General features: G+C 69.5%; 25 protein-coding genes. 1 reads left to right on the top strand and 24 read right to left on the bottom strand.

Translation table 11 applies throughout. The features are described from left to right. Positions 1-11: 11 nt before the first annotated feature. From ACFYE3_RS02255 to ACFYE3_RS02185, 15 genes are all read right to left on the bottom strand, one after another. Positions 12-1,448 (bottom strand): hypothetical protein, encoded by a 1,437-nt coding sequence (locus ACFYE3_RS02255; RefSeq protein ID WP_387605210.1) that lies wholly within the window; start codon positions 1,446-1,448, stop codon positions 12-14. 150 nt (positions 1,449-1,598) lie between these two features. Continuing rightward, complete coding sequence (locus tag ACFYE3_RS02250) at positions 1,599-2,168, bottom strand: class F sortase (RefSeq protein ID WP_387605211.1); 570 nt, start codon at positions 2,166-2,168, stop codon at positions 1,599-1,601. A 205-nt stretch (positions 2,169-2,373) separates the two neighbouring features. Continuing rightward, entirely contained in the window at positions 2,374-3,243 is an 870-nt protein-coding gene (locus tag ACFYE3_RS02245) for a type II secretion system F family protein (RefSeq protein WP_387606008.1), read from the bottom strand. A gap of 49 nt (positions 3,244-3,292) precedes the next feature. After that, positions 3,293-4,243 (bottom strand): type II secretion system F family protein, encoded by a 951-nt coding sequence (locus ACFYE3_RS02240; RefSeq protein ID WP_387605212.1) that lies wholly within the window; start codon positions 4,241-4,243, stop codon positions 3,293-3,295. Continuing rightward, positions 4,240-5,769, bottom strand: coding sequence for a CpaF family protein (locus ACFYE3_RS02235; RefSeq protein ID WP_387605213.1), 1,530 nt, complete (start codon positions 5,767-5,769; stop codon positions 4,240-4,242). The genes ACFYE3_RS02240 and ACFYE3_RS02235 overlap by 4 nt, the downstream gene beginning before the upstream one ends. Further along, on the bottom strand, positions 5,766-6,995 hold the full coding sequence (locus ACFYE3_RS02230; protein WP_387605214.1) for an AAA family ATPase: 1,230 nt from the start codon (positions 6,993-6,995) through the stop codon (positions 5,766-5,768). Before ACFYE3_RS02230 ends, ACFYE3_RS02235 begins: the two co-directional genes overlap by 4 nt. Then, a complete protein-coding gene (gene cpaB, locus ACFYE3_RS02225) occupies positions 6,992-7,735 on the bottom strand; it encodes a Flp pilus assembly protein CpaB (RefSeq protein ID WP_387605216.1) in 744 nt (247 codons plus the stop codon). Before cpaB ends, ACFYE3_RS02230 begins: the two co-directional genes overlap by 4 nt. A 45-nt stretch (positions 7,736-7,780) precedes the next feature. Continuing rightward, on the bottom strand, positions 7,781-8,797 hold the full coding sequence (locus ACFYE3_RS02220; protein ID WP_387605218.1) for a TadE/TadG family type IV pilus assembly protein: 1,017 nt from the start codon (positions 8,795-8,797) through the stop codon (positions 7,781-7,783). Next, complete coding sequence (locus ACFYE3_RS02215) at positions 8,785-9,126, bottom strand: TadE/TadG family type IV pilus assembly protein (RefSeq protein WP_387605220.1); 342 nt, start codon at positions 9,124-9,126, stop codon at positions 8,785-8,787. The genes ACFYE3_RS02220 and ACFYE3_RS02215 overlap by 13 nt, the downstream gene beginning before the upstream one ends. Before the next feature lie 104 nt (positions 9,127-9,230). Beyond that, positions 9,231-9,434: a Flp family type IVb pilin gene (locus ACFYE3_RS02210; RefSeq protein ID WP_387605221.1), complete on the bottom strand. Its 204-nt coding sequence runs from the start codon at positions 9,432-9,434 to the stop codon at positions 9,231-9,233. Between the two features lie 245 nt (positions 9,435-9,679). Then, the gene (locus tag ACFYE3_RS02205; protein WP_387606010.1) at positions 9,680-10,225 is read right to left on the bottom strand and encodes a prepilin peptidase; all 546 of its coding nucleotides are present in this window, start codon (positions 10,223-10,225) and stop codon (positions 9,680-9,682) included. 434 nt (positions 10,226-10,659) lie between these two features. Continuing rightward, positions 10,660-12,477 carry a hypothetical protein gene (locus ACFYE3_RS02200; protein WP_387605223.1) on the bottom strand — a complete coding sequence of 606 codons (1,818 nt, stop codon included), beginning with the start codon at positions 12,475-12,477 and terminating at the stop codon, positions 10,660-10,662. A 91-nt stretch (positions 12,478-12,568) separates the two neighbouring features. After that, positions 12,569-13,771, bottom strand: coding sequence for a glycosyltransferase (locus tag ACFYE3_RS02195; protein WP_387605226.1), 1,203 nt, complete (start codon positions 13,769-13,771; stop codon positions 12,569-12,571). Between the two features lie 39 nt (positions 13,772-13,810). Beyond that, complete coding sequence (locus ACFYE3_RS02190; protein WP_387605229.1) at positions 13,811-15,010, bottom strand: glycoside hydrolase family 26 protein; 1,200 nt, start codon at positions 15,008-15,010, stop codon at positions 13,811-13,813. 117 nt (positions 15,011-15,127) lie between these two features. Further along, positions 15,128-15,712, bottom strand: a complete 585-nt coding sequence (locus tag ACFYE3_RS02185) for a CGNR zinc finger domain-containing protein (RefSeq protein ID WP_387605231.1) — start codon at positions 15,710-15,712, stop codon at positions 15,128-15,130. An 87-nt stretch (positions 15,713-15,799) separates the two neighbouring features. On the opposite strand from ACFYE3_RS02185, the gene ACFYE3_RS02180 reads away from it, so the two are divergent. Then, on the top strand, positions 15,800-16,015 hold the full coding sequence (locus ACFYE3_RS02180; RefSeq protein ID WP_387605233.1) for a hypothetical protein: 216 nt from the start codon (positions 15,800-15,802) through the stop codon (positions 16,013-16,015). 28 nt (positions 16,016-16,043) lie between these two features. Here the strand turns inward: ACFYE3_RS02180 and ACFYE3_RS02175 are convergent, their stop codons facing one another. From ACFYE3_RS02175 to ACFYE3_RS02135, 9 genes are all read right to left on the bottom strand, one after another. Next, positions 16,044-17,216: a thiolase family protein gene (locus ACFYE3_RS02175; protein WP_387605235.1), complete on the bottom strand. Its 1,173-nt coding sequence runs from the start codon at positions 17,214-17,216 to the stop codon at positions 16,044-16,046. Then, entirely contained in the window at positions 17,191-18,648 is a 1,458-nt protein-coding gene (locus ACFYE3_RS02170; protein ID WP_387605237.1) for a class I adenylate-forming enzyme family protein, read from the bottom strand. Before ACFYE3_RS02170 ends, ACFYE3_RS02175 begins: the two co-directional genes overlap by 26 nt. Positions 18,649-18,700: 52 nt before the next feature. Then, entirely contained in the window at positions 18,701-19,297 is a 597-nt protein-coding gene (locus ACFYE3_RS02165; protein ID WP_387605240.1) for a biotin transporter BioY, read from the bottom strand. A gap of 86 nt (positions 19,298-19,383) precedes the next feature. Further along, positions 19,384-20,088, bottom strand: a complete 705-nt coding sequence (locus ACFYE3_RS02160) for an energy-coupling factor transporter transmembrane component T family protein (protein ID WP_387605243.1) — start codon at positions 20,086-20,088, stop codon at positions 19,384-19,386. Beyond that, a complete protein-coding gene (locus ACFYE3_RS02155) occupies positions 20,088-20,846 on the bottom strand; it encodes an energy-coupling factor ABC transporter ATP-binding protein (protein ID WP_387605245.1) in 759 nt (252 codons plus the stop codon). The genes ACFYE3_RS02160 and ACFYE3_RS02155 overlap by 1 nt, the downstream gene beginning before the upstream one ends. 146 nt (positions 20,847-20,992) lie before the next feature. Continuing rightward, positions 20,993-21,316, bottom strand: coding sequence for a CHY zinc finger protein (locus tag ACFYE3_RS02150; RefSeq protein ID WP_387605247.1), 324 nt, complete (start codon positions 21,314-21,316; stop codon positions 20,993-20,995). A 158-nt stretch (positions 21,317-21,474) separates the two neighbouring features. Further along, positions 21,475-22,116: a LutC/YkgG family protein gene (locus tag ACFYE3_RS02145; protein WP_368830580.1), complete on the bottom strand. Its 642-nt coding sequence runs from the start codon at positions 22,114-22,116 to the stop codon at positions 21,475-21,477. After that, positions 22,113-23,765, bottom strand: coding sequence for a lactate utilization protein B (locus tag ACFYE3_RS02140; protein WP_387605249.1), 1,653 nt, complete (start codon positions 23,763-23,765; stop codon positions 22,113-22,115). The genes ACFYE3_RS02145 and ACFYE3_RS02140 overlap by 4 nt, the downstream gene beginning before the upstream one ends. Then, positions 23,762-24,613 (bottom strand): (Fe-S)-binding protein, encoded by an 852-nt coding sequence (locus tag ACFYE3_RS02135; protein ID WP_387605252.1) that lies wholly within the window; start codon positions 24,611-24,613, stop codon positions 23,762-23,764. The genes ACFYE3_RS02140 and ACFYE3_RS02135 overlap by 4 nt, the downstream gene beginning before the upstream one ends. Positions 24,614-24,646 lie beyond the last annotated feature (33 nt).

Below are 24,646 nucleotides of genomic sequence, written 5' to 3'. Positions count from 1 at the left end.
GGAGGTGAACATCAGGCGGACCGGTCCGAGGTGACGGTCGGGCGTCGGCGCAGCAACCAGCCGCCGAGGCCGGCGCCGACGGCGACCACGACGAGGATCACCGAGGTCATCGCGCTGCGCTCACCGGCCGCAGAGGCTGCACCCATCCCGGTGTTGGCCATGGCCGACTCGGCGTACGCAGCTCCCCCGGCCGTCATGGTGGTCTGCGTGACGACCTCCGTGGAGGTGGTGGTCTGCTCGTCGAATAGGACGAAGGCCTCGAGGGTTGCCGTGAGCTTCTGCTCGGCGTCGGCGTCGGCGTCGGTCACGATCTCGAGGACAGGGGCACCGCGATCTTGGACCGCCGGCTCGGCATCCGGTCCAGTCGCGCCGTTGCCGGAGCCTGTATCGCTGCCGGGGCCGCCGATTCCGTCCTCGTCGGTGTCGTTGCCGGTGGGGGTGTCCTGATCGACGGGCGCGTCCCCGGTGCCGTCGTCGTCCGGGTGCATGGTCTCCTCGTCGGGGACCTCCTCCTCCGGCGCGGTCGGGGCTGCGATCTCGAACTCGGCGCTCGCGCTCCAGTCGACCGTGCGCTCCTGACCCGCGATGAGCAGGTCGCGGTACTGGTCGTCGGCCAGGACGGTGAGATCCGTCGAGGGCATGGTCGCCGTCAGGTCGGCGGTCAGCTCGCCCTCGGTGACCCCGGCGGGCACGGCCAGTTCGAGGTACTTGTCCCGGTCCCCGCCGGTGAAGGTCTGCGTCGTCGTCCCGTCGGCGAAGGTGACGGGCCCGGACAGGGTGACGGTCGTGGCGTAGTAGGCCTCCGGCATCGTGACGAGCAGCGTGTCGGGTCGACCGTCCGGCTCGAAGGACACGGAGACCCGGTAGCCGTCCTGCGGGGCGAGGGCAGGGACGTTGTTGCGCGCGTCCTGGATGTGGAACTCGGCCCGGTCCAGGTGCGACTGCTCGATGCCGGCCGGCTGCGGCAGCTCCGCGGTCGACAGAGAGCGCACGGCCCACTGCACCGCCAGCGCCTCGTCCGGATCGTCGGTGGGACCGAAGACCGAGAGGATGTAGCCGGCCAGGGCGGCGTTCTCCGTCTCCCAGTAGACCGGGCTGTCGCCGACCTTCTCGCCCACCACGTCCTCCCACCCGGCCGCCGCGTCGTTCAAATGCTCGGCCACTGCGTAACCCTCGTCGTCGAGCACGAGCTCCCCGACGGGGGCCAGGGGCTGGTCCTCGTGGATGCCGTAGGCGATGTCGGTGTTGGTCAGCGCCACCGGCGTGTAGAACGACTCCGCGCCGGTGTTTGGGCTCCCCTCCGGGACCTCGACGAGGTACTCCGCGATCGCCACGGGCACGGCGACGGCCGGCGCCGCAGCGACCAGTGTCCCGGTCACCGCGGTGGTGCTGGCAAGAGCCGCCACCGCGAGGAGCTGCGCACGGCGGGCGGGGAGGGGGGAGGGCATGGGAACTCCTGGGGATCGTGTGGGGATCGGCAGGCCGGTGGGCGGCCGACCGATCTTTACTAATGTAATTGCATGGAGGGGGTGCTGTCCGGGGAAGTCACTGTGCGACGCCGGCTGTGTGCACAAGAGGGGACGGGCAGCCCGGCTGCGTCACGGGACGGGGGCCGTCTCAGGATCGAGGGCCAGGTCGACGATGAGGTTGTTCGTGTAAGACCAGGACGGCGCGCCGTCCGGCTGGACGTAGTCGCCCGAACAGGTAACCAGGGACAGTCCTGGATCCCCGGTCAGCTCGAAGATGTCCCGCGGCGGGGCGTCTCGAGGGGTCGGCTCCCGCACCGTGGTCACGGTGTAGGAGAACACTCCCCCGGTCCCGTCGGAGATCCAGAGCCTCTGCCCGGGCTGCGCCGTGTAGAGCGTGGCCAGTGCGGGAGTGTTGTACGGATAGTCCACGTGGCCGGCCAGCACCGCATTGCCCCGCTCACCGCCGATCGGGGCGGATGCCGAGTACCAGCCGATTGCCGAGCGGTCCTCGTGCGTGGGCACCGCCATGTTCCCGGCCGCATCCGTCCCCATGGATTCGAGCGCCGCGTCGATACCGATCGACGGGGAGCAGACACGGGCCCGGGCGAACAGGTCCCCGCAGGTCTCCGGTCCCCGCACCGCGCGGTGCGCTCCTGGGTCACCGGCCGCCCGGGCGTCGTCCGTCTGGAGCGTAGACACGCTTACTGGACCAGGAGCGCTCACCGAGGCAGGGTGACTGTGCTGGATCTCCCCACCGAAACCGGCAACCGCAGTGTCAGTCATCCAGGAAAGGAATAGAAGGCCGAGGGCGGCGAGCGACACCATAGCTAGAAGGACGGATAGCACAGCGCGCCCGACGTCCAGTGTCGACGAGAATTGCACACATTTCTTCAGCATAATCCAACTACATCTTAAGAACATTGAGCACAGCAGGCCCCAAAACGGTGAGAAAAAGCACCGGCAAAATGAACAACATGAGAGGAATGACGATTTTTGTCGGAATTTTTTGCGCTGCCTCTTCCGCCCGCTGACGGCGTTTGATGCGCATCTCGTCAGCCTGAGTGCGCAGCACGGAAGCAATCGAGATGCCGTAGGCGTCAGCCTGGATGACGGCGCGAGTAAACTGCCGTAGGTCAGGCACATCCGTGCGTTGCTCAAGGGCAAGGTAGGCGTCGCGACGAGGAATGCCCACCCGCATCTCCTGCAGCGTGCGCACGAGTTCCTCCGCGAGTGGGCCCTTGCCGTTGTATCCGACCCGGGCCATGGCCGACTCAAACCCCAGGCCAGCCTCGACCGCGATCATCATCTGATCTAGGGTATCGGCCAGCTCCAGGCCGATCGCATTCTGTCGTTCGATGCCACGTGAGTACAGCAGCAGCTCTGGAAGAAAGTACGAGATTGGTAGCGTAACGGCCGTGATGACGACCATCATGCCGTTGCCGCTCGTCAGCATCAGGAATAGGAACCCGAAGAGCACCGCCCCGGACAGCGTGTAGATTTTACATGCCAGGAGCCGGGCAACTGGCCACTTTGCGGGTCGGCCCGCCTTCGAGTACAGGCCCTCAAGCCGGTCGCGACCGTTCCCGGTGGTGAATCGGTGAGCCCAATCAAAATTCGGAACATTATGGTTGGACTCCGCCTCAGTTGGGCCAAAGCCGATTCCCAAATTCCGGCGAACGAGCCGATCCCCGCCCCAGTGCACGCCGACAGCGAGCCAAATGGCCAGGGCCGCGGCTGCAGCCAGGCTAAAGAGACCAAAGAGCAGGGTCGTCAGTTGCATGGAAATCGTCCTTTAAGGGTCAAGCTGGACAAGTGGAAGAACATCAGAAGCGGATTTTAATGACCTGGGACATCCAAAATCCTCCGACGGCAAACATAACCAGCGCTACGCCGATCATGGCGTAGCCGAGCATGCCGCTGCTAGTAAACTGAGAAATATATTCAGGCGCGATTAAGGCCAGTACGCTAGCAATTAATAATGGAATTGCCATAAGGATGTATGCCGACATTTTCCCCTCAGCCGAGAGCGTCCGAACCTGTCTCTTAATTTGATTTCGTTGGCGGATAGTTTCGGCGACACGGTCCAACACCTCGGCGAGATCCCCACCGACCTCGCGGTGGATGCCAATAGCCTGGGCAACCCAGGAAAAGTCCTCAGACTCCATCCTATTGGCGGCTTGATGGAGGGATTCATCGAGATCCATTCCCAGACGGGTTTCGTTCACCACCCGAGTAAGCTCCTCGGAAGTTGGAGCCTGAGACTCCTTCGCCACCGCGTCTATGGCCCGCAGAAGCGAGTGTCCGGCTCGCAAGGACCCGGCAAAGAGCTGGAGGGTGTTGTCCAGTTGGTCTGCGAAAATCCGTTTGCGTCGGGTCGTGAGGATACCGACGGCGACCTTGACCACCAAGGGTGCGGCAAGGAAGAAAATCACTCCTAAAAATTTCCCACCGACAATGGCGCCCACCGCCGCAGCCACAACGGCACCCGCAGCTACAAGCACGAGGAAGTCCGCTGGAGAGGACTTAATCCCGGCATCCTCAAGCGCTGCAGCAACGCGCCGAGTCCATCCGCGTTGCTCCAGGAACTCGCTGATCGCTTCGGTGGTAACGCCGCTGAGGCGTGACAACTGAGACGGGCCCTGCTCCTGTGTCGTGCGCGGGAGCCGTCGCCGGTCCATCGGCAGGCGGGGCGTGCGGGACCGAAAGACGATGAACAATCCCAGGAAACCAGCCAGTACAAGAAGACCGACACCAAGCAGCAGAGAGGACATCATCGCCGCCCCGGGTCGAAGACCGAGGGGTGGAGCTTGATGCCGTAGTCCTCGAACTTGTCCACGAACCGCGGCCGCACTCCCGTGGACCGGGTCGTGCCCCGGAACCGTCCGGTCCTGGGATCTACCCCGGCGTCCCAGTCGAAGAGGAAGGCGTCCTGGAGGGTCACGGTCTCACCCTCCATGCCCTGGATCTCCGTGATGTGAGTTACGCGGCGTGTGCCGTCCCTGAGGCGTGAAAGTTGTACGACCACATGAATAGCCGAGGCGATCTGCTCACGGATCGCCCGTTGCGGCAGGTCCATGCCGGCCATCATGACCAGAGTCTCCAGGCGCGAGATGGTATCGCGCGGAGAGTTGGCGTGGATGGTGGACAGAGATCCGTCGTGACCGGTGTTCATGGCCTGGAGCATGTCCAGCGCCTCGCCACCCCGGCACTCCCCCACCACGATGCGGTCGGGTCGCATGCGGAGGGAATTCTTCAGCAGGTCCCGGATGGAGATTTCGCCCTTGCCCTCGATGTTGGCGGGGCGAGACTCGAGCTGGACGACGTGCTCCTGCTGCAACTGGAGTTCCACAGCGTCTTCAATCGTCACAATGCGCTCCCCGTGCGGAATGAAGGAGGAGACGACGTTGAGCATCGTGGTCTTGCCCGTGCCGGTGCCGCCCGCGACCAGGATGTTGAGGTGCGCCTCGACGCAGGCCCGCAGCAGGTCAGCCATCTGCGGGGACACGGAGCCGAAGCGGATGAGGTCCTCGATGGTGAGCGGGTCCTTGGCGAACTTCCGGATGGTCAGCGAGGAGCCTTTGACCGCCAACGGGGGAATGACCGCATTGACGCGCGAGCCGTCTGGGAGGCGTGCGTCGACCAGAGGCGACGATTCGTCGATGCGCCGGCCCACCTGGGTGACGATCTTCTCGATGACGTGGCGCAGGTCCTGCTCGGAGCCGAAAGTCGCGTCCGCGAGTGTGACCTTGCCCTTCTGCTCCACGAAAATCTGGTCGGGGCCGTTGACCATGATCTCGGTGACGGTGTCGTCGTCCAGCAGGACCTGGAGCGGTCCGTAGCCGAGCACATCGTCGCTGACGGAGCGGATCAGCCGGATCCGCTCCTCGGAGGACATCGGCACCTTCTCCTCGGCGACGATGCGGGTGAGCTCCTTGGTGGCGAAGTCCTTGATCTGCGTGTCGGAGAGGCTGGAGTCGGACTGGCGCGAGCCGATGCGGTCCAGCAGCTCTTGCTTCACGCGCTGCTTGAGCCCAGCGAGAGCGTCGAGCTTTCCCACATGCGTGCGCGGCGCGGACTCTGCCGGTACCGCCGGCTCCGAAGCGGCGAATACAAGCGAGTCGAGACCAGAAGTGTCGGCCGCATCGCCCGAGACTCCGTCGTCCTCGAAGCTCACCTCCCCGGGCATTTCGAGGGGGTCTGAGACGACAAGCCGCGGAACGGAATCGACGACGTCGGAAAGATCGGCTGTCGGGGAAAGAGTCTCGCCGCGGGCAGCGGCGAGACGTTCTGCGAGTTTCATGGTCGGGCCAGGGCCTTCCGGTGAATGCCGCGTCGGGCAATGAGGCGGTCGGGGGCGAACAAGGCCACGAGGGCATGCAGCTGCCGGGCAGCCTTGTCCTTCGGCGCGTGCTGCAGCAGGGGTTCCCCGCGATTGGTGGCGTAGGCCGCCATCCGAGAGCGCGGAATCACCAAGTCGACCGGAGTTTTGATCGTGGCTTCCACGTCCTGCACGGACAAGCCGGTATTGCGGTCCGCAGCGTTGACCACCACCGTGACATTCTCGGGGACGAGAGACAGCTCGCCGAGCAGGTCGAGTTCCTTACGCAGTCCGCGCACGCCGGGGACGTCCATACCGGTGACGAAGACGGCGTCGGTAGCTGCTTCGAGGGCAGCCAGTGCGTGCTCGCCCATTCCCGGTGCGGTGTCGACGACGACGTACTGAAACTGCCCTGATAGCTGCTCGAGCAAGTGAGTGATCTGGGCGGCACCGATCAAGTCGCCCTCAGCCGGGTTCGCTGGCGTGCAGAGGGCGTAGATCGAGGCAGGGTGGACGGTCAGGAACGTCTTGAGGACCAGGGCGTCGTCGACGGCGGGGCCGGTGACCGCGTCCGTCAGAGAGTGATCCGGGGCTAGGCGCAGCGCGGTCGCCACGTCGCCGAACTGGACGTCCAGGTCCACGATCACCGTGTTCATCGGGGCGATGGCGCCCAGGCCGACGGCCAAGTTGGTGGCAATGGTGGTCTTGCCGACGCCTCCCTTGGGCGAGGTGACGATGATGACGCGGCTGTCGTCCCGACGCTCTGACGGGATGAGGTAGGCACCCCCGCTGGAGAGGGCGCCCTGTGGCAGGGCCCGTCGGCGGGACTCTGCGGTGTCGCACACGCGGCTGAGCATGCCAAGGATGCCGTCGGGAGCGGCGTCCAAGTCTAGGACATCACGGAACCCAGCACGCAGCGCCGCCACTGCGAGGGACATGTCGGACGGCACGACGAGCACCAGGGAAATCTCAGGGCGCTGGATGTCGAAGACGCCCGCCAGGCGCATAGACGCATAGAGGTCCAGGCCGGGCCCGAACACAACCACGGTGGGCATCTCCCCTACAGAACGGCCCAGCAGCTGATCCGGAGTGGCCGGCAGAGCGTCGTCGAGAACGGTCTGCACCTCGCCGGGCAGCCGGCCGTGGACTGCCTGGCGGAATCGTGTGCCGTACTCGGGGTCCCCTGTGAACAGCAGGACACGACTCATTCGAAGTCACCCCTCGTGGCGCCGTTGTCGTTCTCCATGGCCTCCTCCGGTTCCAGGGAGAGCCAGATGCGACCGAACTCGGAGGCGTAGACGATCTTCTCGGCAGTGTCGGCGTTCACGGCGAAGGTGACCAACATGGATCCTTCGGGCACGGCTGGTGCCCCGTTGCCGGAGGTCTCCGACCCCTCTGTCTCGGCCGGTGCGGTCGAGCTCGGCGCGCCCTGCACGGAGGTGACCAGGACCTTGTGCAGATCCTTCGCCGTCTTCGACTCCCGGTCCTCCTCCCCCTCGAAGGAGACGAAGAAGCCAACCGTGTCCCCGGCGGCCAGTTGTCCCCCGACCACTCGGGGTGCGTCGAGCTGGATGGTGACCTCCTGGAGCCCGTCCGGAACCGGAACGGTGCCCGGTTCTTCGAGAGCCTGAGGATCGACGAGTCGCGAGCCGAGGAGTTGCTCGCCCGGCTGCAGGTCCACCCCGGCGACCGAGCCGGAGTGATTCGCGAGCTCGGTGACGGCGCCGTCAGGCACGATCGCGGCCGGCACGGTGTGCAGCGTGACGGACTCGCCGAACTCCTCCACGGGGGTGCCCTCGAGGATGGGGGCGGTGACGAGGTAGACCTCACGGGGTTCTTGGTCGTCCAGGGCGCGAGCGTCGGCGGTGCCGACGTAGGTGCTGATGATGGCCAGGCCGGCGAGGGCCAGGAGGGCCATCACCGCGCCGGCGATGATACGGATCTTCACGAGAGAGTCATCCTCACGGGGTGAGTGGTGGAGAAGGAGAAAGTGTCAGTCGGTGAGCTCGACGACGGCGAGTCCGTTGGAGGGCGGTTGCTTGGACAGCTCGTAGTCGCCGAGTGTCACGTACTCGACGAACTGCCCGTAAATGCCTTTGTTGCATTCAGTGGGCTTGGCCTCACACACGGGAAAGTTATGCGGGGGCGTACCCGGCAGGTCCCAACCCAAGACTTCGAAGGCGACCCACGCCGAGATGGTGTACTCCGCGCCTGCGCCCGTGCCGGTGACAGTGCTGTACACCGGAAACAAGAGCGTGTTGTCGATCAAGTTGTTCTTGATGTCGAGCAGAACATTCTCGCAGAGGGTCGGCAGATTGGCGCCGGTGTCCGCGGCCACGACGACGGAGACGGCGACCGTCGCTCCACAGGCAGGGTCCTTGTCGTTCTTCTGGAGCTTGTACCACCCGAAGCCGCCCGCGGAGCCGTTGGTGCCGGAGGGGCACGCCTGTGAGTTTTTGTTGTCCTGCATGCCGATCACGACAGGACCGTCGTCGAACTTCGCGTCCACCTCGCACTGGGCGAAGGCGATGGACAGCTGAGCCGGTCCCTTCTTGACCGCGCCCCACTGCGCCCCCGACGAGGCGCCGACCGTGGCGGAGTCGCGCCCCAGAAAGCGGGCGAAGGAGAGGGATAAGGAACCGACGCTAGTCTCGTCGCCGGTGGCGAGCCGCACGTCGACGCTCTGCTCAATCTTATCTACGTCGGCCTCGACGACCGCTGCAGCACCGCCTTTGGTGTTGGCGTTCGCCAGTGCTTGAGCAGTGTCAGCCGGCATGTCGCAGTCGGCGAGTCCCACCGCGCAGTCTTGAGCAATGGCGAGTGCAGACGCGTCCGCCCCGGACTGCAATTCTGCGCGCTTCTGATACAGCATGCCGACGTCGATGACAATCGCTGCGAAACCGAGGAGGATTACCAGTGACACCGCTGTGACGACGGCGATGGCACCGCGCTCGCCATCGATGCGGTGAACGTCTCGGGCGACTTGAAGGTGGTTGATCAACCGCCGCATCGCATGGTCGCCTTTCCTTCGAGCACCATGTCACCGGCGATACCGGTGAGCGTCTCAAACGGGTAGCGGATGGTGACCCCGGCGTCGGGTTCTGTTGTACAGCTGTTCGCGGACAAGGTGAAGTGAGAAACATCGAGACCGATCGATGGAGCGGATGCGATTCCCTTCGAAACCGCATCGTCCCACTCTTGGTGGATGGCCATGTTGCGCACCGTCTCCCGGGCCGAGTGCGTGAGGCTGATCTGGACGTTGTACGCCCGACCGAACTCTATGATCCCTAACAGAATCAGGAGCAAGAGGGGCACTATGAGCGCAAATTCAACAGCCACGGCTCCCCGCTCCGATCGCCACTTAAACATGCCTATTCCCGGCTCCTGCAATGAGGTGCGCCGTGGCACCCAGCGAAGAGTGCCACGGCGCAGGGTAGAAATGGTCAGCCAGCCGCGACGTCAGCGACGACAGTGTCGAGCAGGCCCTCGAGCTGCCCGTCAAGCAACATGAGCGCGGCCAGAATCGCAACTGCAACAACGCCGACGATGAGACCGTATTCGACGGCGGTGGCACCCTTCTCGTCCTTCTTGAGGCGGTCGGTGGCGTTGAAGAAGACGTTCTGGATGGTGATGAGCAGAGGCAGCATGGCAGGATCCTTTGATGAAAGGGGGGGTGATGGAAAAGGGTCGTCAGCTCTGTCGGTATTCACCTTGCGGCTTCTCCCCGTACCGGGCTACTGACCTGTAAGAAGATTAGACTTTGCTCCAGCAAAGACACAAGCATTCAGATGCATACACTTTGGGGGACGTCAAAAACGGACGTAATGCCTAGTGGTGGAGTGTATCGATCTACATCTACTCCAGCTTCGGCGCGCCTGTCCCCCGAACGGGGTCAGTACAGGCCCGGGAGCAGGTACTCCCGCGCCAGCAGCTCTCCCCAGACGACGGCCACCAGCGCGCCGGCGAGCATCGACGGGCCGAACGGGACGTCGCTGCGCAGGCCGCCGCGGCGGGATGCCAGCACGGCGAGCCCCCCCACCATGCCGACCACGGACGCCAGCACCGCCCCGACGAACAGGGCTCCCCACCCCTGGAACCCGAGGAACAGCCCGAGCACGGCGGCGAGCTTCACGTCGCCCATGCCGAGTCCGGCCGGCGAGATGAGCGCCAGCACGAGGTAGAGGACGAAGAGCACTAGAGCGCCCAGCACGGCACGCAGCAGTGCGCCCCAGGTGCTCTCCCCTGTGGCGGCGAGCGCCAGCAGCACGAAGCCGATGCCCAGCGCCGGCAGGACCACAGCGTTGGGCAAGAGGTGGTGGCGCAGGTCGATCACTGTGAGAACCACAGCGACCGCCGCAAAGAAAAAGTACGCCGGTAGCTGCCAACTCAGCCCGAAGTACGAAGCGACGAGAACGAAGAGCGCGGCCGTCGCAACCACCAGCAGTGGACGAGAAGGCGTAGAAGCAGTCTCGTCCGTGACGGGGCTGTAGCGGAGGACCACTCGGGGTAGGAACCACCCCACAACAGCGCCGATGAGACCAGCGGTGAGTACCAACCAGAGGGGTGCTGTTTCGAGCATGGGCTCCACGAAGGCGCTCCTCCGGTCCGTGGGCGCTTCGGCTGACGCCCGGGTGTGCGACTATCCCCCATTCAGGGGTCGTGTCCGGATCAGAGAATAACCGAGCAATCGACTCTCCCGGTGTTGAGGCACGTCAATCGGCCATTGCGGAATTCACGCTCTCAGTTCGAAAAGCCCCGACCGGAATTCTCGAGAAATAACAGCGCCCAGAAGCACCGGCTTGTTCTCCATCGTGGTGGCAGGGCAAAACTCGGTCCGAGGTGGCTGAGCCCTTCGGCCGGTGGACCTCCAGGTCAGCTGACGAGCCAGGACAGCACAGGCGGGACGAAGACGCACCCGAGTGCCATGACCACGACGACCGCTGCCAGCACGACCTGTTCCCGGCGTACCGCGGGGGCACCCGCGAGCTCCAGTGGCGGACGGGATGCGAACTCCCAGTCGAGGGCCTCCTGCTCCCAGCGGGTGCCGGCCAGCTCGTCGGCGCCGCTCAGCAGGCGCAGGCGCTCGGAGGTGTCCTCATTGTCACCGTGATTGCGTGCGCCGAGCGGGGGCAGTGCCCAGGTGTGCCGCAGGCCCTGCACGAGCGCGAGCACCGCTTCCAGTGGCTTGTTCCCGAGGTAGTTGCGCTGCGTCCAGGCCACCTTCGCCCACTCGAGCGGGAGGCCGAGCACCACATCGGACCCATCCTTGCGGACGACGAAGGCCACCCGGTGCGCGCGCCGGCGGGGTGTCCCGGGTGGGTCCTCGGGGACAATGATCCGCGGGACGTGCAACCAGTGGAACGCCGCGACCACAGGAGGACGCGCGCCGCGACCCAGGAACAGCACGCCGTTGCGCTCGACCACCACGGTGACGAGCCGGGGAAGGCCGGCGTGCCGGGCACCGGCGAAGAGGTCCGGGCGCAGTGCGTGCAGAGCGTCCAGAAACTGCGCGTCGCGCCGCCCCTGCAGCACGGTGTACCTGCTGAGCCCCTCGGCCGCCCGGAAAAAGGCCTGCGCCCGGGAGTCGAGCAGAGCGGCCAGAGCGGCGGCCGCGACGGCTCCCATCAGGCCCGCGAGCACGATGAGCCTGCCCGAGAGCTCCAGTGCGGACGCCCGTGCCGACCACCAGAAGATCGCGATCGCGGCAATCGCCAGCACCGTCGCCAGCTGAGCCCGGTGCCCGCGCACCCACCAGGACCAGTCCTTGCGGGACAGGTGGTGCTGCTCGGCCTCACCGGCGGTCCGCGGCCGCCCCGGGCGCCGGGAGACGACGAAGGATGTCCGGATCTCGTCCTCCCGTCCCGCGGTGGCCGGGGGCTGTCGCCGGACGGCGTCCCCCGCGGGGTTCCAGGAGGAGTACGCATCGCTCAACTCCGGCAACCGGTCCCGGAGTTTCGAGAGCTCGGCGAGCAGACGGTCGCCGTCGACATCGGTGGGCGAGATCCCGAAGGCGTCCAGCCGGCCGCGCGCCGCCATGGCCACCAGCTTCTCGGGGTCCGGCCGGGACCGCAGGAGGTGCTTGGCGAACGCGGCGGTCATGAAGTGACAGGCGTCGAGGGCGTCCGCATAGGCGTCCATGCCCGAGTAGCCCATGGAGGCGGTGATGTGGGCGGAGGTCTTGCTGAGCTGCACGGTCGCGAAGGACGCCGCGACGTCGAGCAGCAGGAACACGCTCGCCGCCCCGTACTCGGGGAAGCCCGTCTCCGCGAGACTGTCGCGCGGAGGCAGTCCCAGAGCTCCTTGGACTCCTCGCACGGAACGGTCGAACATCGTGCCGCCATGGGCGATCCGGACGTCCCGGAAGACCAGGGTGTCCAGCATCCGGGCCCGGATCTGCGGGACGGGTGTGCTCGGGTGGTAGCGGGAGGCGGGGAAGGCCGCGGCGTAGCGCGTGCCCAGGAACGCGGTGAGGCCCCCGTGGGCTCCCATGGCCGGGCTGGCGATCATGCTGTCGGGACGGGCGAGCTCCCGCTCGATCTCCCGCAGCGTCCGGAGGTCGAGCTCCCCGAGGAACTCCAGGGCGCGCTCCAGTTCCTGAGTCCCCTCGACCCCGTCCCGTGCGTCTGCTCGGGCCACGCCGCGCAGCCGTTCCACCACTGTGGTGCGCTCCGCCTGCTCGTCGCCGCCCATGCGTGTCCTTGCCTTTCGGTGCACCGGGCCGGACGCCGGGCAGCATTGTATTTCCAAAGGCAAACTACACCGACTTGGTGCCTTTCGGAGGTCAGCAGGAGGCGAGCACGGACAACGCGCTCTGCAGCCCGCGCTCCCTCCGCACTTCAAGGCCCACTCGTTCCGCAGCGCAACGACAGCCGAGGGCGTCGTCGATCGCCGCGGTGAGCCGCTCCACCGTGAGCTTCTTCTGCGGGATCGGCGCGGCAGCGAGGCCGAGTCCGTGGAGCTGCCGGCCCCAGAACGGCTGGTCGGCCAGGAACGGCACCACCACGTGCGGGACGCCGGCCCGGGCCACGGTGTGGACGGTCCCGGCCCCGCCGTGGTGGACGGCGAGCGCCGCACCGGGCAGCACCGCGTCGAGCGGCAGGGACGGCACGGCGAGCACGTCGTCGTCCCGGAGGTCGCCCCGAACATCGTCCGGCAGGGCGAGGCCGCCCCACCCGGTGAGCAGCAGGGTGCGCAGCCCGTGGGCGCGGGCGCTCTGCACCACGGCCCTCCCCCGGGCCATCGGATCTCCGGACGCCATGGAGCCGAAGGTCGCCACCAGGTAGGGCCCGCCCCGGAGGAACTCGAGCACGGTGGCATCGGGCTCCGGCACCGGGGCACCGGAGTGCCAGGACCCGGTGAGGTGCACGGAGGCCGGCCAGTCGTCCGGGCGCGGCAGCAGCTGCGGGCTGATCGACAGCAGGGTGGCGGCGGGGGCGGCAACGGAGGCTGGCCGGCCGTCGGGCAGCTGGGCGCACGCCCGGTCGATGTCCCGGCGGAACATCCGCTCGGCGCCCCGGACGGCCGCGTAGGTGGCGCGGTTGAACCGGCCGAGGTCCCGGTTCACCACGCCGGGCGCCGGGAACTGCCGGGTGGGGGTGAGCACGGGAACGGCCTCGACCACCACGTGCGGGACGCCGAGGGCCTGCGCCACCGCCGGCGCGGTGAGCACCTTGGGGTGATGGACCACCACGTCCGGCGCGAACGCGACCGTCTCCCGCACGGCGGCGGAAAGCATCCGGCGCATGCCGGGTCCCACCTCGGTGCGGAGGTGCCGCACGGCCGTCCACGGCGAGATCCCGTGCTCCTGGACCAGCCGGTGGAAGTCCACTTCCAGGCTGACGGTGTCGAGCCCGGACAGGTCCACGCCGGAGGAGTCGGGGAGGCCCAGGCGGACCTCGTGGCCGTGGCCGGCGGCGAAACGGGCGAGGGCGGCGAACGGTTCCACGTCGCCGCGGGTGCCCGCGGTCAGCAGCATCATCCTCATGGACCCAGTGTGCTCCTGCCGCGCCCGGATCGCAGGCGCTCAGGAACCGGGCGCGGTGCAGCTCTCCTCCGGGCCCCAGCGCAGCCAGTCGGGCAGATCCGCGGTGAAGGCGTCCCGGACGGCGGGGGTGTTGGTGGTCGTCCAGTCCACGGGCCCGTCGATCTCGACCTCGTGCTTGTTCCACTCGAACCAGCTGATCATCTTCAGCTGCGGGAAGACCTGGGGAATCGACTCGTCGAAGACCTGGCCCCACCACGCCTGCTTGATCGCCAGCTCGTCGGCACCGCCCACCGCCGGGTTGTACAGGGCTGCGGTCTCCGGGATGGCCACGGGCTTGCCGCGCCGCTGCCCGTACTCGGCGTAGAAGTCGGGCACGGCGCGGTCGTCGCCGCCAGCGCCGGAGTAGGCGCCGGTGAGCTGGGCGGCGAACTTGCCGGGCTCGGGCAGCTCGTTCTCGCCCCAGGGGTGGGCGTCGCCCCAGTGGTACAGGGACATGCCCACCCAGTCCACGGCGTCGTCCCCCGGGTAGTAGGGGGCGTACGGGTCGTCGGCCATGGTCAGCGCGCCGTCCCCGTCGGTGTCGAGGGCCGCGAAGTCGGCGCTGCCGGGCTCGGCCTCGTGCTGCCCGCCGGCGAACGGGTAGCCGCCCCCGTAGTTCGGGGCCCACATCATTGCCGAGCCGGGGGCGTGCTCGTGCACCGCGTTGGCCACCCGCCGATAGGCCTCCACGTAGGCGGTCGGCTGGTGGCCCCAGGCGTACCAGGAGCCGTTCATCTCGTGGGCGAAGCGCACGACCACCGGCACCCCGGAGTCGTTGATCGCCGCGAGGTCGGTGGTCAGCTGCCGCACGGCGTCGTCGGTGACCTCTGCGAGCCCGCCCTCGGGCTCGAGGGTCAGCAGCAGCATCTGGCCGTCGGCCCGGACCTGGTCGGCCGCCATCCGCAGGTAGTCGTGCCCGCGCTCGTCGTAGGGGAATCCTGTGAAGGACACGGACACGGCGGGCCGGTGGCCCAGCCGCTCGACGTAGTCGGCCAGCGGCTTGTCCTCCCAGTCGAGGTTCACGCCGTAGAGGGCGCCGGTCCCGGGGACCAGTTCGGACCGGTCGAGGACGGTGCACGAGGGCAGTGGCGCCGCCTGGACCTCCTCGTCGGACTGGGATGCGATCTGGGCCGCGAGGGTGCCGCTGCCCAGGGCGAGGGCGGCGACGAACACGACGGCGATGAGCGAGGATTCCTTCACTCGCTCAGCCTAGGAAGCACTCGATAGAAAATCATGGAAATAGGCGTCCGGCGGCGCGGTCCGTGACGAACGACGACGACGCTCCGTCCGCCGCACCGGCCGGTCAGCCGGGCCGGCTCACGCCCCGGCGCCCTCGTCCGGGCGATCGTCGGTGTCGCCGGCCTGGCGCCGGCGGTAGGCGGTCATGTTGGTGCGATTGGCGCAGCGCTGGCTGCAGAAGCGCTTGGAGCGGTTGCGGGAGAGGTCCAGGAGCACCCCGTCGCAGTCCTCGGCTCCGCACTCCCGCAGCCGGTCCGTCTCGTCGGCGCGGATCACGTCCACGAGGGCGAACGCCGTCTCCAGGCGCAGGCGGGCGGCCAGGGGGGCCTCCGAGGGCGAGGCGTGCAGGTGCCAGTCCTTCCCGTCGTGCCGGGCCAGGTGCGGAGCGAGCTCGGTGGTGTCGAGCACGGCGTTGACCGATTCCACCATGGCGTCCCGGTCCAGGGCCCAGACCCGCCGCAGCTCGCGGCGCACCTCGCGCACCTCGGCCAGCTCCTGCTCGTCGCGGTCGAAGCGCCCCGACCAGCCGTGCTCCTGGAGGAGAGCCCGCAGCTGCGCAGTGGTGACAAGCTCGTCCTCCCCGGAGCGGGAGGCGCCCGGCGCGGTGTTCATCAGTGCCACGTCGGACTCGAGCACGTCTTCGGTGTCATAGGCAAAATGCACTTGACTACTTACCCTTTCCACGGCTAACGTGAGTGTCATCATCAGGTTAGACCCTTACGCGACGATGGTCGCGAGAAGGAGTTCCTCATGGTCGGCGGACTCTACCTCCTGGCGCTGCTCCTCGTGTTCGCCACCGTGGGCCGGCAGTCCGTTCCGCGGCGGGAGCGCACGGATCTGCGCAGCTGGACGCTGCGGGACGTGTACTACAACGTGCGGCGCGGGGTCACCGTGCTCGGGGAGCACGGTCCGTCCTACCCGGCCCTGGACGGTGCCGAGGGACCGACGGCGCAGCGGACGCGCTGAGGGGCACAAGAACGGCCGGGCGCTCCGGTCAGAACGCGACCTTCTCGAAAAGGGCTGCTGTGCCGATGCCCCCGGCGGAGCTGATCATGGCCAGCAGCAGACTTCCGGGAGGAAGGGCCTGTGACCTGGCGAGCAGGCGCACCACGGACACCGCCCCGGAGGCACCGTAGGCGTGGCCCAGGGCCAGGGCGCCGCCCTCGGCGTTGAGCACCTCCTCGTCGAGACCGAGCAGGTCGGTGCAGGCCAGCACCTGCCCCGCGAAGGCCTCGTTGAACTCGACCGCCGCCAGCTCCTGGACGGCCACGCCCTGCTCCGCCAGCAGCTGCCGGGCGGCCACGGCGGCGCCGATGCCCAGCCGTGCCGGGTCCACCCCGACCGTGGCCGCGCCGCGGAACGCCAGTCCCTCCGTTTGCCCCAGTCCCCGTGCCGTGGCCGGGTCCGTGACGAGGACGGCGGCCGCGCCGTCGGCGTCCCCGCAGGAGTTGCCGGCCGTGACGGACCCGCCGGTCGCGAACACCGGCGGGAACCGTGCCAGCAGCCCGGCGGTCAGATTCCGGCGGGGGCCGTTGTCTGCGCGCACCTCACCGCGCGGCCCCGTCACGGGCACCAGCTCGGCCTCGAACGCCCCCGCCTCGACGGCGGCCAGGGCGCGCCGGTGGCTGCGCAGGGCGTAGGCGTCCTGCCGCTCCCGGTCGACCCCGTGCTCGCGGGCGACGGTCTCTGCGGCCTCGCCCATGCCGGGATCGCCCAGGTGCTCCGGGGCGAACTGGGCGCGGCGGTAGAACTCGACCGTCCCGTCCTCGCGTCGTCGTCCGCGCAGCGGTGCGGTGCTGATGCTCTCCGCCCCGCCGGCGAGGAAGGCCCGGCCGGCCCCGCCCTGGGCGAGCCGGCAGGCCAGCACCACGGCGTCCAGGCCGGAGCCGCACTGCCGGTCCACGGTCAGGCCCGGCACGGACAGGGGCAGACCCGCCTCCAGGGCGGCGAGCCGGGCCAGGTTGCCGCCGGCCCCCACCGCATTGCCGACCACGACGTCCGCGAGCTGGGCGGGGTCCAGGCCCGAGTCCGCCAGGAGGGAGCGGAGCACCGGGGCCAGCAGCCGGTGGACGGGCACGCCGTCGAGCAGGGTCCCGGCGCGCGCCAGCGGCGTGCGCCGGGCCAGCACCAGCACGGGGGCATCAGCCGAGCGGACGGACACGGGCATCTCCTTCGAGGATCCAGTCGCGGAACAGCGCGCGGCTGAGCTTGCCGCTCGCGGTCAGGGGCAGTTCGTGGAATTCCCAGTACTCCTGCGGTCGCTTGGTGGGAGCCAGCCGGTGCTCCAGGCCGGCCCGGAGCCGCTCCCGGTCCGGTTCGCCGGAGGTGGTGAGGACGCCGGCCACGATCCGCTCTCCACGCGCCGCGTCGGGGAGACCGGCGACGACGACGTCGGCCACTCCGGGCACCATGGCCAGGGCCGCCTCGACCTCGTGCGGATAGACGTTGAGCCCTCCGGTGTTGATCATCTCCGAGGCCCGTCCCAGCACGTGCAGCTGCCCGTCGCACAGGACGCCCCGGTCCCGGACCGTGGCCAGGCCGCCGAGCCGGCCGAAGGCCTGGCCGTCGTCGCCCCAGAGGTAGCCGTCGCAGACCAGCTCCGAGCGGACACCGATGGTGCCGACCTCCCCCTCCGGCACGGGACGGCCGTCCTCGTCCAGGACGGCCACCTCCACGCCGGGGAACGGAGCGCCCACCGCGGTGCCGGATAGGTCTGCGGACATCTCGGTGAACTCCTCAGCGGCCTCCTCAGCAGCCTCGTCGGCGGGCTCGTCGGCGGGCTCGCCCGGGCGGTGGCGGCGGGCGGCGACGAAGCCGAGCTCGGCGGCGCCGTAGTACTCCCAGATCGCGGCGTGCGGGGCCCAGCGGCGGGCCGCCTCCAGCGTGGTGGCGTCCAGCTTCTGCCCGGCGCACACGATCGCCGTGACACCGCTCGCGTCGACGCCGGCGGCCAGGCCGCGCTCGGCGAGGACGCGCAGCATGGTGGGCACGAGCACCAGGCGGGTCACTCCGTGGCCGGTGATCGCGGTGTGGGCGGCGGCGACGCCGAAGCCCGGCAGGGTGACGAATGCGGCCCCGGCGTACAGGCACTCGGACAGGGCGTACAGGTTCAGGCTCGACGTCAGCGGGCCGGGAGCCAGCACGCGGTCCTCCGGTCCCAGCCCGAAGTGCGCGACGGAGGCCTCGAAGGAGCGCCGCCAGGAGCCGCGGCTGCGGCGGAAGCCCTTGGGCAGGGCCGTGGTGCCCGAGGTGAGACCGATCAGGAACGCCGAGGCGGGGTCGCCGTCGCGCAGCCGCGCGGGAGCGGGATCGACGGGGAGTCGTGCCGCGCAGTGGTCCTGCACTCGCTCGGCCACCTCCTCCGGCCAGGACGGGTCCAGGACGGCGCACACGCGCTCCTCGGCCACTCCGGCGGCCCACCGGACGGCGAAGCCCGTGCCGTTGGGCCGCCGCAGGATCCCCGTGGGTTCGCCCGAGGCGGCCAGGGCCGCGGCCGCGGCGCGCAGCCCGCCCCAGCTCAGCAGGTCGTTCCCGCAGACGACGGCGGGCTCCTGCGGGCGCTCCTCGGCCCAGCGGTTCAGGCGGTCCAGAAAGGGCATGTCCTCGTCCTCGGTGGTGGTGGCTCGTTCCGTGGGGAGCGCTCCCGGGTGGTCAGCGGGCGGTGGTCTGCACCCCGCCCAGGAGCCGGCGGTAGCTGCGGTGGACGTTGATCGCGGCCAGGGTCGCCACGACCGCCTTGAGCAGGTCCCCGGGAATGAAGACGAGGGAGCCCAGGGCGGAGGTGGACAGCGGCAGCCCGGTGACCACGGCCGTCCACGGGATGCCGAAGGCGTAGATCACCACGATCCCTCCCACCACGACACTGAGCAGCACGGCGGTGAAACGGGCCGCGCGGCCGGTGCGCCGGATCGCCCAGTGCTGCACCAGCGCACCGATGACCAGGGCCGCCGGGATCCAGCCGATCAGGTAGCCGCCGGTCGGGCCCAGGAACACCCCGAGCCCGCCCCGGCCCCCGGCCAGCAGCGGCAGACCGGCCAGCACCAGGGCGTGCAGGACGACGACGGAGAGCATGCCGCGCACCGGCCCGAGCAGGGCACCGGCGAGCATCACCCCGAGGGTCTGCAGGGTGATGGGCACCGGGATGATCCCGACCGTGATCGGCGGCACCAGCCCGAGGGCGGCGATGAGGGCGGCGAACACGGCCACGAGGACGGTGTTCTGGGTGGTCTGCGAGGTGTCGGTGGCCATGGGGTCCTTCGGGTCGGGCTGCTGGGAGCGGGGACGAGCGGAGGGGCGCGGGCGTGCGGGGCGGGAACGAAGACGTGGGACAGATGTCAGTCGGTGGCGGACGGGACGGCGCGCCGTGGTGGTGCCGCGGAATCGTAGCACCGGGCGTCGAGGGCCGCGGCGATCTCCTGGGCCGACTCCAGGGTGCGCACCAGCAGGGGCACCAGCACGGCCACCGGGCTGTTGTGCAGACCGCGGGCGAACTGCGCCTCCCGGACCTCGAGGTACTGGGTGCGGATCTGCGGGATGAACCGGATCGTCATCGACAGGGCCAGGCTCATCTGGGCCGGGTTCAGCCCCAGGTGCCGGGTCGGTGCCAGCAGCCGCTCGAACAGGGCGAGCATCTCGCCGAACGTGGTGCTCAGGCTCACCGCCCAGGCGAACAGGCACAGGCTGAGCAGTCGCAGCGCCGAGACCGCCGCGGCCTCCCAGGTCGTGGTGAGCCCCAGGGTGAGGAACACGATCCCGACGATGACCACGAGCCCCGCCAGCATCCGGACCAGGCGGGCGAACGGGGTGCGGGTGAGCACTGCCGCGGCCACGGCCAGGGCGAAGACCACGACCTGGACGGCCAGGCTCCCCACGGCGTAGATGCCGAGGCTGGCGGCGAACAGGAACGCGAACTTGTATCCGGCGGGGATCCGGGCCAGCACGCCGGTGGGGCCGGCGCCGTGCCCTCCACCGCCCCGCGCCCGGGCGGCGTCGTGCCGATCAGCACCGCTGCGGGCGTCCTGCCGCCGGGCCGCGCCCATCAGTCGCTGATCCGGCAGTAGAACTCGACCGCGGCGGCGGGAGCGCCGTCGAAGGCGATCCGGCCCTCGTGCACCACGAGGACGCGCTGGTAGCCGCCGATCAGCTCCAGGTCGTGGGTCACCACGACGGCCCGCTGGTCGAGGTCGTCGATCGTGGCCTGCAGCCGTCGCCGGTTGCGCCGGTCGAGCATCGTGGTCGGCTCGTCGAAGACGATCGTGGCCGGCTCCATGACCAGCACCGAGGCCAGGGCCACCAGCTGCTTCTCGCCGCCGGACAGGGCGTAGGACTCCCGCTCGCGCAGGTGGCCGATGCCCAGCCGCTCCAGGACCTCGTCGACCCGAGCCGTGAGCTCGGCCCCGCGCAGGCCCAGGTTCTTCGCCCCGAAGGCGAGGTCCTCGGCCACCAGCGGCATGACGATCTGGTTCTCCGGGTTCTGGAACACGAACCCCACCTGGCGGCGGATGAGCTTGGCGTCCTTCACGGTGGACAGCCCGCCCACCTGGACCGCGCCCCGGGTGGGCAGCAGCAGACCGTTGAACAGGCGCACCAGGGTGGACTTGCCCGAGCCGTTGAGCCCGATCACCGCCACGCGCTGCTCCTCGATCACCAGGTCGATGTCCCGCAGGACGTCCTGGCCCTCCCGGGTGACCGAGACGCCCGTCAGCCGGATGTCCGAGCGCTGCGACCCCGGCGGACCCGGCGCGGCCGAAGGCTCCGCCCGGCGGGACCGGTCCCGCAGCGGATGCTTGATCGACACCGTGGAAGCCTTCCTCTCCTCGTCGTGCTCACCGGTCCGCGGACGCTGCCGCACCACGCCCGGTGGGTCCCGGAGGCGATGCCGCTGTCCCGCGACGTCTCCGTCCCGAGGGGTCTCCGTCCCGGGACGTCGCGGTCCGCAGTGTCTCAGTCCGGCGGTGCCGGCTCGAAGTACAGGTCAGCGTGCAGGGCGCAACCCGGGTTGAACCGTGCCGCGCACCGCGGACAGCCCTCCACCGCCAGGTACTCGCGCACGGAGAGCTCGTGGCCGCAGACCCCGCAGAGCACGGCCTCGGCGTCCTGCTCCTCGGCCGGCCACTGCGCCGCCGGGTGGCCGGCGGTCTCCTCGTGGCACAGATGACAAGGGTAGTACTCCCGGCAGCACCAGAACTTGACGGCGATCACATCCAGCGCCGTCCGGTAGTGCACGCACCGCGTCTGCTCGTCGACAGGGCTGCCCAGAACCCGCATCGTCGCCGTCCTTTCCATGACGTACGGGCCCGGGCCCTCCCTCGGGAGGTCCCGGGCCCCGCTCCTCGTCCGTCTCACCACCTCCACTGTACGGAGCAGGAGGCGCGCGGCGGAGGACCAGTGCGCGACAGGGACCAGTGCGCGACAGGGCGGGGTGCTCAGCCGAGCAGGATCACGTCCAGCGTCCGGGGCCCGTGCACGCCCTCCACACGCTCGAGCTCGATGTCCGAGGTCGCGGACGGCCCGGAGATCATCGTGACCGGGGCCGTGGGCTCCACCAGGGCGAGGGCCTCGGGGATCAGCTCGACCACCGAGTCCAGCGGCACCACGCAGATGTGGTGGTCGGGGACCAGGCTGATCGCCCGGCGGCCCTCGTCGGGGCGGCCGGTGAGGAAGATCGTGCCGGTCTCGGCGCAGGAGACGGTCGAGGAGGTCACCACGGCGTCCACGGCGTTGAGCTCCCGCACCCCGAGGGCGGAGGCCGCCCGGGCGTCGTTGGGGTCCACGATGACCCGCCGCATGCCGGACTCCTCGGGCAGCCAGGAGCGGTCCAGGCCCTCCGGCACCACGTAGCGGGCGGAGGCGCCCAGCAGCTCGGCGATCCGGGCGGGCAGGGACTCGGGAGTCTCGTGGTGCACCGCCGCCTTGTAGTCGACCAGCCGGTCCTCGAGCATCTCGACGACCTCCTCTCGCGGCCGGTCCGAGGTGCGGCGGTAGGTGCGCTCCGCCGGTGCGGGCGCGGGCGTGTCGTGCAGCGCCCCCCGGATCCGGTGGAGGATCTCGGTCCTGGCGTCGGTCATCGCGCTCCCCCGTCGTGCTGAGTGTCGTCCGAGGACCCGTCCTGTGGGCCGTCGGCAGTGCCGGTGGTGCCGGCAGTCCCGTCGGGAGCGGGGCCGCCGTCGGCGGCCACCCGCTGCCGGGTCTCGTCGGCGTGCTCGGCCCACCAGTTGCGGAAGGACTCCTTCGGCGGGGCGGGGACGTCCCGCTCGTCGGTCCAGCCGCCGGCCGCCCCGGGCAGCCAGCTGATCGCCCGGTCCTTGCCCGCGACCGCCCGGCCCAGCGGCAGGGCCTTCTCGGCGAGCGCCATGCGCTTGCCGGAGGACATCACGAAGGACGCTCCCTTCATCATGAGGTCCATCTCGGACGGGGCCTGCGGGAGACGCCGGGTCCGGGCCGGTGCCGCGGCGGCACCGTCGTCGGAGCGCTCGCCGTGCCGGGTGCGCACGTCCTCGTCGCGCAGGTGCACGAGGATCTCGGGGATGTTGATCTTCACCGGGCACACGTCGTAGCAGGCCCCGCACAGCGAGGAGGCGTAGGGCAGGGACGCGTTCTGCTCGGAGCCGATGCCGGTCAGCTGCGGGGAGAGGATCGCCCCGATGGGCCCCGGGTAGGTGGAGCCGTAGGCGTGACCGCCGGCCTGCTCGTAGACGGGGCACACGTTCAGGCACGCCGAGCAGCGGATGCAGTGCAGCGCCGAGCGCCCGGCGGGGTCGTCGAGCACCGCGGTGCGGCCGTTGTCCAGCAGCACCACGTGCACGTCCTGCGGGCCGTCCCCCGGTGTCACGCCCGTCCACATCGAGGTGTAGGGGTTCATCCGCTCCCCGGTGGAGGAGCGCGGGAGCAGCTGCAGGAACACCTCGAGGTCCTGGAACGTGGGCACGATCTTCTCGATGCCCATCACGGTGATCAGGGTCTCGGGCAGGGTCAGGCACATGCGTCCGTTGCCCTCGGACTCCACCACGGTCAGCGTCCCGGTCTCGGCCACGCCGAAGTTGGCCCCGGAGACCGCCACGGAGGTGGAGAGGAACTTCTCCCGCAGGTGGGTGCGGGCGGCCTCCGCGAGGTCGCGCGGCTCGGACGTGAGCGTCTCGTCGGTCTCGGCCATCCCGGCGAGGAAGATGTCACGGATCTCGTGCCGGTTCTTGTGGATGGCCGGGACCAGGATGTGGGACGGCTTGTCGTGGCCGAGCTGGACGATCAGCTCGGCCAGGTCCGTCTCCGTGGCCGTGATCCCGTGGCCGGCCAGGTGCTCCTCGAGGCCGATCTCCTGGGTGGCCATGGACTTGATCTTGATGACGTCCGTGGACCCGGTGGCCTGCACGAGCTCGGTGACGATCCGGTTGGCCTCGGCGGCGTCGCGCGCCCAGTGCACCGTGCCGCCGCGGGCCGTGAGGTTGCGCTCGAACTCCTCGAGCAGCTCCGGCAGGTTCGCCATGACGTGGGCCTTGATCGCGGAGCCGGCGGAGCGCAGCTCCTCCCAGTCGGGCAGCTCGCCCGCCACCTTGGCGCGCTTGCCGCGGATGGTGTGGGTGGCGTGGCGGATGTTGGCGCGCATCTGCGTGTTGCCCATCGCGGCCTTCGCGGCGGCGGGGAACGCGGTCTGCGCGTGCAGGTTCCCCTGGCCGTGGACGGGGCGGACGGCGGGCATGCCCAGGGCTGTGCGGCTCATCGGGCACCTCCGGTCGTGCGGGGGGTCGACGACGATGCCGTGCGGCGCGCCCCCGGGCCCGGGATGGACAGCTCGACCGGCCCGGAGACCTCGAGCGGGTTCTCGCGGGTGGACGCGAGGATCTCGGCGAAGTGGACGGTGGCCGGCCCGGAATCCCGGCGGTTCATGGCCCCGCCCAGGTGCATCAGGCAGGAGGCGTCGCCCCCGGTGCACAGCTCGGCACCGGTCGAGACGATGTTGCCGATCTTCTCCTCGGCCATCGCCGCGGAGACGTCCGGGTTCTTGAAGGAGAAGGTCCCGCCGAACCCGCAGCACTCCTCGGCGTCGGGCAGCTCGACGAAGTCGAGGCCGCCGACCGAGGCGACCAGGTCCTTCTGCCGGTCCCCCAGGCGCAGCAGCCGCATCCCGTGGCAGGACGGGTGGTAGGTCACCCGGTGGGGGAACCAGGAGCCGAGCTGTGCGGCCGCGTCCGTCACGCCGAGCACGTCGGTCAGCAGCTGGGAGAGCTCGTAGGTGTTCGCGGCGACCGCCTCGGCGCCGCGGGCGAGGGCTTCGTCGCCGCCGGCGCGGGCGACCATCGGCTGCTGGTGGCCCAGGGAGGCGACGCAGGAGCCGGAGGGCGCCACGGCCACGTCGTGGTCCGCGGCGGAGAAGGCCTCGACGTGGTTGCGGACCACGGGCAGGGCGTCGTCGAAGTAGCCGCTGTTGACGTGCATCTGGGAGCAGCAGCCCTGGCCCGGCGGGAACACCACCTCGTGGCCGAGCCGCTCGAGCACCCGCACGGTGGCCAGCGCGACCCGGGGGTACATCGCGTCCACGATGCACGTGGCGAACAGGGCGATTCTCATGGGACCTCCGGGGAACGGAAAGGTGAGGGGCGA

The organism is Kocuria arenosa, from assembly GCF_042879215.1.
GTDB classification, from domain to species: domain Bacteria; phylum Actinomycetota; class Actinomycetes; order Actinomycetales; family Micrococcaceae; genus Kocuria; species Kocuria arenosa.
The sequence above is the reverse complement of the archived record's forward strand: the minus strand, read 5'-3'. Positions and strand labels throughout refer to the sequence as shown.

Excerpts from the sequence above, each read along its gene's own strand:
- ACFYE3_RS02180 (WP_387605233.1), top strand. The coding sequence starts at position 15,800 with ATGGTCGGCGGACTCTACCTCCTGGCGCTGCTCCTCGTGTTCGCCACC.
- ACFYE3_RS02165 (WP_387605240.1), bottom strand. The coding sequence starts at position 19,297 with ATGGCCACCGACACCTCGCAGACCACCCAGAACACCGTCCTCGTGGCC.
- ACFYE3_RS02145 (WP_368830580.1), bottom strand. The coding sequence starts at position 22,116 with ATGACCGACGCCAGGACCGAGATCCTCCACCGGATCCGGGGGGCGCTG.
- ACFYE3_RS02220 (WP_387605218.1), bottom strand. The coding sequence starts at position 8,797 with ATGCGGCGGTTGATCAACCACCTTCAAGTCGCCCGAGACGTTCACCGC.
- ACFYE3_RS02135 (WP_387605252.1), bottom strand. The coding sequence starts at position 24,613 with ATGAGAATCGCCCTGTTCGCCACGTGCATCGTGGACGCGATGTACCCC.
- ACFYE3_RS02140 (WP_387605249.1), bottom strand. The coding sequence starts at position 23,765 with ATGAGCCGCACAGCCCTGGGCATGCCCGCCGTCCGCCCCGTCCACGGC.
- ACFYE3_RS02255 (WP_387605210.1), bottom strand. The coding sequence starts at position 1,448 with ATGCCCTCCCCCCTCCCCGCCCGCCGTGCGCAGCTCCTCGCGGTGGCG.
- ACFYE3_RS02235 (WP_387605213.1), bottom strand. The coding sequence starts at position 5,769 with ATGAAACTCGCAGAACGTCTCGCCGCTGCCCGCGGCGAGACTCTTTCC.
- ACFYE3_RS02175 (WP_387605235.1), bottom strand. The coding sequence starts at position 17,216 with ATGCCCGTGTCCGTCCGCTCGGCTGATGCCCCCGTGCTGGTGCTGGCC.
- ACFYE3_RS02160 (WP_387605243.1), bottom strand. The coding sequence starts at position 20,088 with ATGGGCGCGGCCCGGCGGCAGGACGCCCGCAGCGGTGCTGATCGGCAC.
- ACFYE3_RS02195 (WP_387605226.1), bottom strand. The coding sequence starts at position 13,771 with ATGAGGATGATGCTGCTGACCGCGGGCACCCGCGGCGACGTGGAACCG.
- ACFYE3_RS02170 (WP_387605237.1), bottom strand. The coding sequence starts at position 18,648 with ATGCCCTTTCTGGACCGCCTGAACCGCTGGGCCGAGGAGCGCCCGCAG.
- ACFYE3_RS02240 (WP_387605212.1), bottom strand. The coding sequence starts at position 4,243 with ATGATGTCCTCTCTGCTGCTTGGTGTCGGTCTTCTTGTACTGGCTGGT.
- ACFYE3_RS02150 (WP_387605247.1), bottom strand. The coding sequence starts at position 21,316 with ATGCGGGTTCTGGGCAGCCCTGTCGACGAGCAGACGCGGTGCGTGCAC.
- ACFYE3_RS02200 (WP_387605223.1), bottom strand. The coding sequence starts at position 12,477 with ATGGGCGGCGACGAGCAGGCGGAGCGCACCACAGTGGTGGAACGGCTG.
- ACFYE3_RS02230 (WP_387605214.1), bottom strand. The coding sequence starts at position 6,995 with ATGAGTCGTGTCCTGCTGTTCACAGGGGACCCCGAGTACGGCACACGA.
- ACFYE3_RS02210 (WP_387605221.1), bottom strand. The coding sequence starts at position 9,434 with ATGCTGCCTCTGCTCATCACCATCCAGAACGTCTTCTTCAACGCCACC.